Origin of the sequence: Streptococcus sp. E24BD (assembly GCF_041807825.1) — a bacterium.
GTDB lineage: Bacteria > Bacillota > Bacilli > Lactobacillales > Streptococcaceae > Streptococcus > Streptococcus entericus.
The window spans coordinates 1-10,251 of record NZ_JBGTZB010000046.1 but is presented as its reverse complement, the minus strand read 5'-3'; the positions used below and the strand labels follow the sequence as shown (position 1 = coordinate 10,251).

The window sequence follows — 10,251 nt, the reverse complement described above, 5'->3', positions numbered from 1 at the left end:
TTTATTTCTTAGCTCATAGAGATTTAATTTATCTTCGTAGCTCAATTTCATAAAAAAGCACCCCATTCGTTAGATTATCTGTCTAACTTTTGGGGTGCGGTTCACTGGCGGTAGGGAGAGTTTTTTATTTCCAAAACTGGTTAATCGAAAAACAAAAAATCCCTTGACTTGGGGTTAACTCAAAGATGTATAATACAAGTGCTTGAGAGGAGGCGATGCAATGAATATTAAAAAGGTCAGTGAGAAGACTGGTATTTCAGCAGACACGATTCGTTATTATGAACGGATAGGTTTAATGCCGGCTGTCACAAGAAATAAAGCAGGTGTACGCGATTTTACGGAGTTAGATATTCAGCTATTGGAATTTGTCCGCTGTTATCGCAGTGCTGGCATTGGCGTTGAGCCGCTGATTGAATATATCCAATTATTGGGGCAAGGTGATCAGACGGTTCCTGCTCGTATCGAATTGCTGAGTGAGCAACTAGAAGCCTTGGACAATCGTATAAACGAATTAACACAAGCGCGCGATCGTCTCAAATATAAGATTGAAAATTACAAACAGGCGATTCTTCCAGTTGAACGAAGTTTATTTGATGAATAGGAGGGAAATATGGTACAACATGAAGAATTATACGCTTCACCGTTATTTGAGTTAGGTACAGAGAATCCTTATGGAAGATTTTTCACTGGTCAATCCTATCTAGCGACCTTAGCACAATCTCCGGATCAGTCAGTTTTTGTTGGCAATGTAACTTTTGAACCGGGTTGTCGAAACAATTGGCATGTTCATCTGGATGGTTACCAAATTTTATTAGTAATAGGTGGCGAAGGAATTTATCAGGAGGCTGGGAGAATAGCTCGCCACCTTAAAGCAGGAGACGTGGTCATGACCAATAAAGGGATTAAGCACTGGCACGGAGCAAGCAAAAATTCATGGTTTGCGCACATTGCCATAACTTCGGGAGCTGGTGAATTTTATGAAGCAGTGACAGATGAGCAATACGAGGAAGCTCATTTTTAAAAGGAGGAATAAAGATGGAAAAACAAACAGCAGGACGGGAGATATTGGGGGAATTTGCACCAACATTTGCTTCCTTAAATGACGATGTCTTGTTTGGACAAGTCTGGTCCAGGGAGGATGCACTTGCTCCTAAACTTCGTTCAATCGTCACCGTATCTGCCCTTATTAGTAGTGGAAGTTTGGAACAATTAGATCATTATCTAAACCTAGCCAAGAAGAATGGGGTGACGCAGGAAGAAATTTCTGAAATCATTACACACCTCGCCTTTTATGTTGGCTGGCCAAAGGTCTGGTCAGCTTTTAATCGGGCAAAGGAAATCTGGAAGAACTAAAGGAGAAAGAATGTGGAATACACAAAACTGGGAAATACTGGACTTGAGGTGTCAAAAATTTGTTTGGGTTGCATGAGTTTTGGAGATGCCAATATGGGAATTCACTCAGGCTGGTTATTAGATGAAGAAAAGAGTAGAGTCATTATCAAAAAGGCACTGGATTTAGGTATTAGCTTTTTTGATATGGCCAATACCTACGCTGCTGGAACCAGCGAAGAGATTCTGGGGCGGGCTCTAAAAGATTTTGCCAAACGTGAAGAAGTTGTGATTGCGACAAAATGTTTCTTTAGTGATTTGCCAAACGGAGAAGTAAAACCCAATCAACATGGCTTGTCTCGTAAAGCGATCTTCCATCAGGTAGAACAGAGCCTAAAACGTTTAGGGACTGATTACATTGATATTCTCTACATTCATCGCTGGGATTATCATACACCGATTGAAGAAACTATGTCTGCTTTGAACGATTTGGTCAGAAGTGGAAAAGTCCACTATCTCGGTGCTTCAGATATGTATACTTGGCAATTCCAGAAGTCACAATATGTGGCTGAAAAGAATGGCTGGACACCCTTTTCAGTCATGCAAAACCATTACAATATGCTGTATCGTGAAGATGAGCGGGAGATGATTCCATTCTGTCAAGATTATGGAGTAGGTCTGGCACCGTACAGTCCATTAGCAGCAGGACGGATTGTCAGAGACTGGACAGCAAATACAGCCCGTAGTGCGACGGATATGAAAGCAAAATCTAAGTATGATAGGACAGAGGAGCAGGATCGTTTGATCGTAGCACGTGTAGCCGAATTATCTGAGCGCTATCAGGTCTCACGTTCACAGATTGTCTTAGCCTGACTCTGGAAAAAAGGGATGCATTCACCAATTTTAGGCGTGACCAAAGAAGCCTATTTGGACGATTTTATGGGTGCTTTTGAGGTTAATTTGACAGATGACGATGTCGCTTATTTAGATGAATTATATGTGGCACATCAGGTCGTTAGTGCTCTTTAATATCGCGTTAATATTACAAGTATTTTAGTCTATTATAGAGGAAAGGATTAGAGGTAAGAGTCGAAATTGTTCTTACGCTCTTGGTCATAATGAATGAAAACAGCTATTTTTGAACAAGCAGGACAGATGATTATTGAATAGGTGGCAAAACCGACCTTGCAAGCAGATGATGATATCATTATCAAGGTGGTGCGTGCCTGTGTTTGTGGATCGGACCTCTGGTCTTATTCACATGGCGATGATAAGGCGGCCCATTCACCAAACAGTGGTCATGAAGCTTTAGGAATTGTTGAAGAGGTTGGCTCTGCCATTACGACGGTTCAGCCGGGTGATTTTGTCATCGTTCCCTTTACACATGGTTGCGGCACTTGTGGCGCTTGCCGTGCAGGTTTTGATGGAACTTGCGATAATCATCCCGGGGCGACAAACAGGGGAGGTGGCTATCAGTCCGAATACATCCGTTTCCATTATGGAAATTGGGCTTTAGTTAAAGTCCCTGGACAACCATCCGATTATTCAGAAGGCATGATAAAATCCCTCTTGACACTTGCTGATGTAATGCCGACAGGTTATCATGCTGCTCACTGTGCTCAGGTCGAACGAGGAGACAAGGTTGTCGTGATTGGAGATGGTGCTGTTGGTCAGTGTGCTGTCATTGCAGCCAAGATGATGGGAGCTTCTCAAATTATTCTCATGAGTCGACATGCCGACCGCCAGCAATTAGCTCTGGATCTTGGGGCGACTGCAATTGTCGCTGAACGTGGCGAAGAAGGTGTTAAACGAGTGCGTGAGCTACTAGGTGGGGGTGCGGATGCCGCTCTTGAATGTGTCGGAACAGAGGCTGCGATTGATCAAGCACTGGGGGTACTTCGTAATGGAGGTCGTGTTGGTTTCGTTGGTGTACCGCACTATGACAAACACAAGTTGGGGTCTACCTTTGCCCGCAATATTTCGGTTGCCGGTGGATCAGCCAGTGTCACCACCTACAATAAACAGGTGTTGCTAAAGGCTGTATTAGATGGAGACATCAATCCAGGAAAAGTGTTCACCACAAGTTATCGTCTAGATGATATTAACCAAGCTTACCGAGATATGGCAGATCGTAAGAGCATCAAATCGATGCTGGTCGTTGACTAGGTGAGCTATAAACAGAGGGAGTGAAAAACATAACTCTCTCTGTTTTTAGCTTCTAGTAAGTCAAAAAAGGGGGGGCTTTCTCCATAAACTAGGTGATGTTATGATTGTCGATATTCCCGAATTTTTACTAAAAATAAGCCTGAAAGTCTTGCTAAAACAGGAAAATCTGATATAATTATTTTCAATATTACATTTAGGAGGGCGTATGGCTTACCTATTAGACATTTTACCTAGTTTATTACAGGGCGCCTTGGTTTCCTTACAGGTTTTTTTCATTGTCATTGCCCTATCTATTCCGCTAGGCGCTTTGGTTGCCTTTTTGATGCGTTCAAACATTAAGATTATTAACTGGCTGTTCAATATCTACATCTGGATAATGCGCGGCACTCCCTTGCTCTTGCAGTTGATTTTCTTCTATTATGTTTTGCCGAGCGTTGGGATAACTTTTGATCGGATGCCAGCAGCCATCATTGCCTTTACCATGAACTATGCAGCTTATTTTGCTGAGATTTTCCGTGGTGGAATTGCCGCTATTCCGAAGGGGCAGTATGAAGCTGCCAAGGTTCTGGGCTTGACCCCTGTTCAAACTATTGTCCATATTGTTTTACCGCAGGTGGTCAAGATTGTTCTGCCTAGCATTTTCAACGAAGTGATCAACTTGGTCAAGGATTCTTCCTTGGTCTACGTGCTTGGGGTTGGCGATTTGCTCTTGGCTTCTAAAACAGCCGCAAACCGTGATGCCAGTTTGATTCCGATGTTTATCGCTGGAGGCATTTACCTGCTTTTCATCGGCGTTGTGACCATTTTGTCTAAAAAAGTTGAGCAAAAATTCGACTATTACCAGTAGGAGGAGGGTCTTATGTTAGAGTTAAAAAATATCAGCAAGACCTTTGGGGACAAGATCATTTTCGACCAGTTTAACCTGACGGTTCAAGAAGGTAAAGTTTTGTCCTTAGTTGGCCCATCTGGCGGTGGCAAAACGACCCTGCTTCGCATGTTGGCTGGGCTTGAGAGCCTTGACTCAGGTGAGATTATCTATAACGGTCAAGCTGTTCCCATCGACCACTTGGAGACAGCTAATCTCCTCGGTTTTGTGTTTCAAGATTTTCAACTTTTTCCTCACCTATCAGTTTTGGAGAACCTGACCTTATCGCCCATTAAAACCTTGGGATTGTCTAAGGAAATTGCAGAGCAGAAAGCTCGTGACTTGTTACTGCAGCTAGGCCTGGCTGAACACCAACAGGCCTATCCCCACTCCCTCTCTGGCGGTCAAAAGCAGAGGGTCGCCCTCGCGCGGGCCATGATGATTGATCCAAAAATCATCGGCTACGACGAGCCGACATCAGCGCTTGATCCCCATCTCCGACAAGAAGTTGAGAAAATGATTATCGCTAATCGTGACCGTGGCATGACCCAAATTGTGGTCACCCACGACATGGCCTTTGCAGAACATATTTCAGATCAAATTCTGAAAATAAATCCGAGTTAGGCGCTTGCCAGCTCTGCTATTGAACAAAAGAAGAGGAAAATATTATGAAGAAGTTTTATCTGGGTGCTTTAGCACTTGTAACGAGCTTGACCTTGGCTGCTTGTGGCAGTAAGACAGAGACATCAGCTGACAAATGGACGACCTATGAGTCTGAAAAGTCTATTACCATCGGTTTTGACGAGACATTTGTCCCAATGGGCTTCAAGGACAAGTCAGGTGACTATGTTGGTTTTGATATCGACTTAGCGACTGCCGTCTTTGATCAGTACGGGATTGCTATCAAGTGGCAACCCATCAACTGGGACTTGAAAGAAACTGAGCTGAACAACGGTAAGATTGACCTGATTTGGAACGGTTACTCTTTAACTGAGGAGCGCGCTGAAAAAGTCTTGTTTACAGACCCGTACCTGCCGACTTCTGACGTCATTATCACCAAAAAGTCATCAGAGATTACTTCAGCTGCTGATATGGCTGATAAGACTTTGGGAGCACAGTCTGGCTCATCTAGTTACGACACCTTCCTAAGTAACCCAGCTATTTTGAAAGATATTGTCAAAGATAATGATGCGACCCAGTATGAAACATTTACGCAAGCCTTCATCGATTTAAAGAGTAATCGGATTGATGGTTTGCTGGTCGATAACATCTATGCCAACTACTACCTAACAGAAGAAGGCGAGCTTGAACATTATAATGTGATCGACATTTCTAAAGAGTTTCAAGGGCAGAACTTTGCTGTCGGTGCACGAAAATCCGACAAAACATTGGTTGAAAACATCAATAAAGCCTTCAAAAAGCTTTATGAAGATGGCAAATTCCAAGAGATTTCAAAAAAATGGTTTGGTGAAGATTTAGCTACCGAAGATGTGAAGAACTAATCTTTTCACCGATATAGGAAAAAAGGCAGATCTAATTGCTTTGCCTTTTACGTTAATTAAAACAAATGTTAAGCCCCTTTAGGGGCTTAACATTTGTTTTAATTTCTCTTGGTTTGCTTGCTGAGATTAAGCCCCCAAGGGACGAGGTTCTCAGTCTTGTTCTTGATACGTCCCATGTTGTCTCTGTGACGAATAATGATAAGGCTGGCAATGGTGATGATTAAGCCTGTAAAAATCAGACTGTAATCGCTGATGAGAAAGCCCATTGCAGGAAAAGTCAGCACGCCGATGATAGCGACACTAGCAGCTGTCACACTGGCTAGGGAAATTATGCTGAAAAGGTAGAGTGTCAGTAAGAAAATCACTAGCAAAAAAATCAGGAAAGCAGGGGCAAAACCTAACAGGACACCTGCAGATGTGGCAACTGCTTTACCGCCTTTGAACTGGGCAAAGATGGGAAAGGTATGTCCTAACACGGCAAAGAAGCCAATCAGGAGGGCCAAGTCGCTGTCAATGCCAAACCAGATGGGTAAAAGTGTTGCTACTGTTCCTTTTAGAACATCGACAAGTAGTGTGATAATACCAGCTTTTTTCCCTAAAATACGAAAGGTATTGGTGGTTCCAGTATTGCCAGAACCGTGTTCTCGCAGGTTTATGTTGTAAAATTGTTTGCCAATCCAGAGGCCTGTTGGGATGGAGCCTAGCAGGTAGGCAATGATGCCAAAAATAAAACTATTCATAGCGCTATTATACCATAAAACTTTGACAAACAAACTAAATGAACGTTAAAATGAGAGAAAAAGCAACTTTACTTTGCCATTTGTCTCAAAAATCGGTAAAATAGAGAGATGACAAATTTGGAGGTCATAGATGCCTAAGAAAGAAATAAACGTAACAAACTATAATGATGACGCCATTCAGGTTTTGGAAGGACTAGATGCAGTCAGAAAGCGGCCGGGCATGTACATCGGCTCCACCGATGGCGTGGGGCTGCACCATCTGGTCTGGGAGATTGTGGACAATGCGGTCGATGAGGCCTTGTCAGGTTTTGGGGACAAGATCAGTGTGACCTTAAATACCGATGGCTCAGTGACGGTGGCAGATAGTGGACGGGGCATGCCCGTTGGTCTTCACGCCATGGGGATTCCGACGGTTGAGGTTATCTTTACCGTCCTCCATGCAGGGGGCAAGTTCGGTCAGGGAGGTTACAAGACCTCTGGTGGTCTCCACGGGGTTGGTTCGTCTGTCGTCAACGCCCTCTCTAGCTGGTTGGAGGTGGAGATTACCCGTGAGGGGAGCGTCTATCGCCAGCGCTTTGAGGACGGCGGCAAGCCCGTAACCACGCTTGAAAAAGTCGGTACCGCTCCTAAGTCCAAGTCTGGTACGACCGTTCGTTTCCTGCCTGACCCACGGATTTTTTCCACGGTTGAGTTTAAGTATGGGACAATCGCAGAGCGTCTAAAAGAGTCTGCCTTTCTCCTCAAAAACGTCACCATGACCTTGCTGGATCAGCGGTCTGGAGAAGAAGCTAGCTTCCACTATGAGAATGGGGTGCAGGATTTTGTCGCCTATCTCAATGAAGACAAGGAAACCTTGACCCCCATTATCGCCTTTATAGGAGAGGAGCAGGAGTTTCAGGTGGACATCGCCATGCAGTACAACGATGGCTTTTCTGACAATATCCTCTCCTTTGTTAACAACGTCCGCACTAAAGATGGCGGAACGCATGAGACAGGGTTTAAGACCGCCATTACCAAGAGCCTCAATGACTATGCAAGAAAAACAGGACTTCTGAAGGAAAAGGACAAGAACTTAGAGGGGTCTGACTACCGTGAGGGCTTGTCAGCTGTCCTATCCATCCTTGTTCCCGAAGCCCATCTCCAGTTTGAAGGGCAGACCAAGGATAAGCTGGGCAGCCCCCTTGCTCGTCCTATTGTCGATAGCATTGTCAGCGAGAAATTGACCTTTTTCCTCATGGAAAATGGCGAAACGGCCAGCAACCTCATCCGCAAGGCCATTCGTGCTAGAGATGCTAGAGAAGCGGCCAGAAAGGCGCGTGATGATGCCAGAAGTGGCAAGAAAAACAAGAAAGACAAGGGGTTGCTATCTGGTAAGTTGACCCCAGCCCAGTCTAAAAATGCCCAGAAAAATGAGCTCTATCTAGTCGAGGGAGATTCAGCGGGCGGTTCTGCTAAGCAAGGCCGTGACCGCAAGTTTCAAGCAATCTTACCCCTACGAGGCAAGGTTATCAATACTGAAAAGTCCAAGATGAGCGATATTCTCAAAAACGAGGAAATCAACACCATGATTTACACCATTGGAGCGGGTGTTGGGGCGGATTTCAATATCGCTGACATCAACTACGACAAGATTATCATCATGACCGATGCGGATACAGATGGTGCCCATATTCAGACCCTACTCTTAACCTTTTTCTACCGCTACATGCGGCCGCTGGTCGAGGCGGGGCATATCTACATCGCGCTGCCACCGCTCTATAAGATGAGCAAAGGCAAAGGAAAAACCGAAAAAATCGCCTATGCTTGGACGGACGGTGAGCTAGAGGACTTGCGAAAAGAGTTCGGAAAAGGCGCTCTTCTCCAACGCTACAAGGGACTGGGTGAAATGAACGCCGACCAGCTCTGGGAGACTACTATGAACCCTGAGACTCGCACCCTCATTCAGGTGACCATTGATGACCTAGCGCGTGCTGAGCGCCGCGTCTCCACCCTCATGGGCGACAAGGTCGAACCTCGCCGCAAGTGGATTGAGGAGAATGTCCGATTTAGCTTGGAAGAACAGACGTTGTTCTAACTTGTCGATTTATTATAATTACTCAAGGAGATTATTATGAAAACAAAAATGACAAAAACTCAAGCAATTGAGCAACTGCAAAATCGCTACAAAAAGGCAGAAGATTTGCTCAAAGATGACGTCAAAATGGAACCGTTTTTGGAGAAATTGGAGAAGAAAATCAAGTGGATTCCTTTTGTCAGTCAGGAAATCAAATCGATTCCGATTTTGATTAGCATGGTAAGAAGTTACTGGAAAGGTGAGTACAAAACTGTTCCAATCAAGTCTATCATCGCTATCGTCAGCGCTTTGATTTACTTCCTATCACCGCTTGATATCGTTCCTGACTGGATTCCCTTTCTCGGTCAGATGGATGATGCTCTCGTTATCGCCACCGTCTGGAAACAAGTCCATAAGGACATTGAGGCGTATAGGGAGTGGAAAAATAAAGTATAAAAACTTGACAAAAGTCTATACCCTATAATACAATCAGATAACATACAGCTACTTCAAGCATAGAGAGACAGTTATGGAACAGAACCAGTTACGCAAATTAAAGCGTGAACAATTACTTAAAATGATGTTGCATCAGCAGCAAGTCATTGAAGAACAAGAGCAAAAAATCCTAGCACTGGAAGAAGCTCTTAATGAAAAAAAGATACGATTGGAAAAGGCTGGCTCTATTGCTGAGGCAGCTTTGGCTCTGAATGAGGTCTTTGAAGCAGCTCAAAAGGCTGCCGATGATTACCTGCTAAGCATTCAATCGCAAGCTCAGGCTCAAGCTTAAGAGAGAGGTGATCAAGCGGATGTCTGATGTAAAGTTAACAACTCAATCGCTATCAACAGAACTGGATAGATTAACCTATCGTAAGCGATTTTGGGCAATCGTGAGAAATACCTTATATATTCTAATGGCTGTTGCCTCTACCGCTGTTCTCATTGCGGTCCTATGGCTTCCGGTTTTGCGGATTTATGGGCATTCGATGGATAAGACCCTCCAAGAAGGCGATATCGTCCTCACCGTGAAGGGAACTGACTTTGATAGTGGAGACGTGATTAGTTTTTACTAAAAGATAAATTGCAAGAATAAGTGCAACACTTATCACAATTCCTTCAATAGTGCTTCAAAAGCTGNAGATAAATTGCAAGAATAAGTGCAACACTTATCACAATTCCTTCAATAGTGCTTCAAAAGCTGTTCTGTAAGCCAAGCATTTTCGTGGTCGGTTATTGATGTCAAATAAGACTTTCGCCAATTGTCCATCAGAAATAGCAGCCAAATCGGTTTTCTTGGAGAAATATTCCCTCAGTAAACCATTGGCGTTCTCATTGCACCCTCCTTGCCAAGACGAATAGGGAACCGCAAAGTAAAAAGGAATGTCTAAGTTTTCCACCAAGGGATAACAGGCTGAATCGGTTACACTAAACTAGACAGAATTTATAAAGTGTTCTACACTAAAGAAAACAGGATAACTCTATGTCTAGAAAAATCCGTCGTCAATTTAGTGATGACTTTAAGCAACAAATTGTTGACCTTCACAAAGCTGGCAGGAAACGTAGCGAGCTCATTAAGGAATATGAGTTAACCCCTCTACC

Annotated in this window: 11 protein-coding genes and 4 pseudogenes; 13 read left to right on the top strand and 2 right to left on the bottom strand. The window is 43.9% G+C overall.

The features are described from left to right. Nucleotides 1-220 precede the first annotated feature (220 nt). From nmlR to ACERC5_RS09100, 8 genes and pseudogenes are all read left to right on the top strand, one after another. On the top strand, nt 221-601 hold the full coding sequence (nmlR, locus tag ACERC5_RS09135; RefSeq protein WP_373659570.1) for a stress response transcriptional regulator NmlR: 381 nt from the start codon (nt 221-223) through the stop codon (nt 599-601). A 9-nt stretch (nt 602-610) separates the two neighbouring features. Beyond that, nucleotides 611-1,021: a cupin domain-containing protein gene (locus tag ACERC5_RS09130; protein WP_373659569.1), complete on the top strand. Its 411-nt coding sequence runs from the start codon at nt 611-613 to the stop codon at nt 1,019-1,021. A 14-nt stretch (nt 1,022-1,035) separates the two neighbouring features. Continuing rightward, on the top strand, nt 1,036-1,353 hold the full coding sequence (locus ACERC5_RS09125) for a carboxymuconolactone decarboxylase family protein (RefSeq protein ID WP_373659568.1): 318 nt from the start codon (nt 1,036-1,038) through the stop codon (nt 1,351-1,353). A gap of 12 nt (nt 1,354-1,365) precedes the next feature. Then, a pseudogene (locus tag ACERC5_RS09120) lies at nt 1,366-2,358 on the top strand (aldo/keto reductase). A gap of 141 nt (nt 2,359-2,499) precedes the next feature. Further along, nucleotides 2,500-3,495, top strand: a complete 996-nt coding sequence (locus tag ACERC5_RS09115; RefSeq protein WP_373659566.1) for a zinc-binding dehydrogenase — start codon at nt 2,500-2,502, stop codon at nt 3,493-3,495. 205 nt (nt 3,496-3,700) lie between these two features. Next, on the top strand, nt 3,701-4,342 hold the full coding sequence (locus ACERC5_RS09110; protein ID WP_373659564.1) for an amino acid ABC transporter permease: 642 nt from the start codon (nt 3,701-3,703) through the stop codon (nt 4,340-4,342). Nucleotides 4,343-4,354: 12 nt separating this feature from the next. Then, entirely contained in the window at nt 4,355-4,984 is a 630-nt protein-coding gene (locus tag ACERC5_RS09105) for an amino acid ABC transporter ATP-binding protein (protein WP_373659563.1), read from the top strand. 44 nt (nt 4,985-5,028) lie between these two features. Continuing rightward, nucleotides 5,029-5,862 carry a transporter substrate-binding domain-containing protein gene (locus tag ACERC5_RS09100; RefSeq protein WP_373659562.1) on the top strand — a complete coding sequence of 278 codons (834 nt, stop codon included), beginning with the start codon at nt 5,029-5,031 and terminating at the stop codon, nt 5,860-5,862. 98 nt (nt 5,863-5,960) lie between these two features. Here ACERC5_RS09100 and plsY read toward each other — a convergent pair whose 3' ends face one another. After that, complete coding sequence (gene plsY / locus ACERC5_RS09095; protein ID WP_373659561.1) at nt 5,961-6,602, bottom strand: glycerol-3-phosphate 1-O-acyltransferase PlsY; 642 nt, start codon at nt 6,600-6,602, stop codon at nt 5,961-5,963. A gap of 130 nt (nt 6,603-6,732) precedes the next feature. On the opposite strand from plsY, the gene parE reads away from it, so the two are divergent. The 4 genes and pseudogenes from parE to ACERC5_RS09075 all read left to right on the top strand — a co-directional run. Continuing rightward, nucleotides 6,733-8,676 (top strand): DNA topoisomerase IV subunit B, encoded by a 1,944-nt coding sequence (gene parE, locus ACERC5_RS09090; protein WP_373659560.1) that lies wholly within the window; start codon nt 6,733-6,735, stop codon nt 8,674-8,676. Nucleotides 8,677-8,712: 36 nt separating this feature from the next. After that, the gene (locus ACERC5_RS09085; protein ID WP_373659558.1) at nt 8,713-9,111 is read left to right on the top strand and encodes a YkvA family protein; all 399 of its coding nucleotides are present in this window, start codon (nt 8,713-8,715) and stop codon (nt 9,109-9,111) included. Between the two features lie 73 nt (nt 9,112-9,184). Next, on the top strand, nt 9,185-9,442 hold the full coding sequence (locus tag ACERC5_RS09080; protein ID WP_373659557.1) for a DNA repair protein: 258 nt from the start codon (nt 9,185-9,187) through the stop codon (nt 9,440-9,442). Nucleotides 9,443-9,461: 19 nt separating this feature from the next. After that, nucleotides 9,462-9,722 (top strand): annotated as a pseudogene (locus tag ACERC5_RS09075) (S26 family signal peptidase); the annotation flags it as partial. A gap of 99 nt (nt 9,723-9,821) precedes the next feature. On the opposite strand, the pseudogene ACERC5_RS09070 reads toward ACERC5_RS09075, so the two are convergent. After that, nucleotides 9,822-10,064, bottom strand: a pseudogene (locus ACERC5_RS09070) (transposase); the annotation flags it as partial. A 68-nt stretch (nt 10,065-10,132) separates the two neighbouring features. Between ACERC5_RS09070 and ACERC5_RS09065 the strand changes: the two are divergent. Beyond that, nucleotides 10,133-10,251: pseudogene (locus ACERC5_RS09065) on the top strand (IS3 family transposase); the annotation flags it as partial.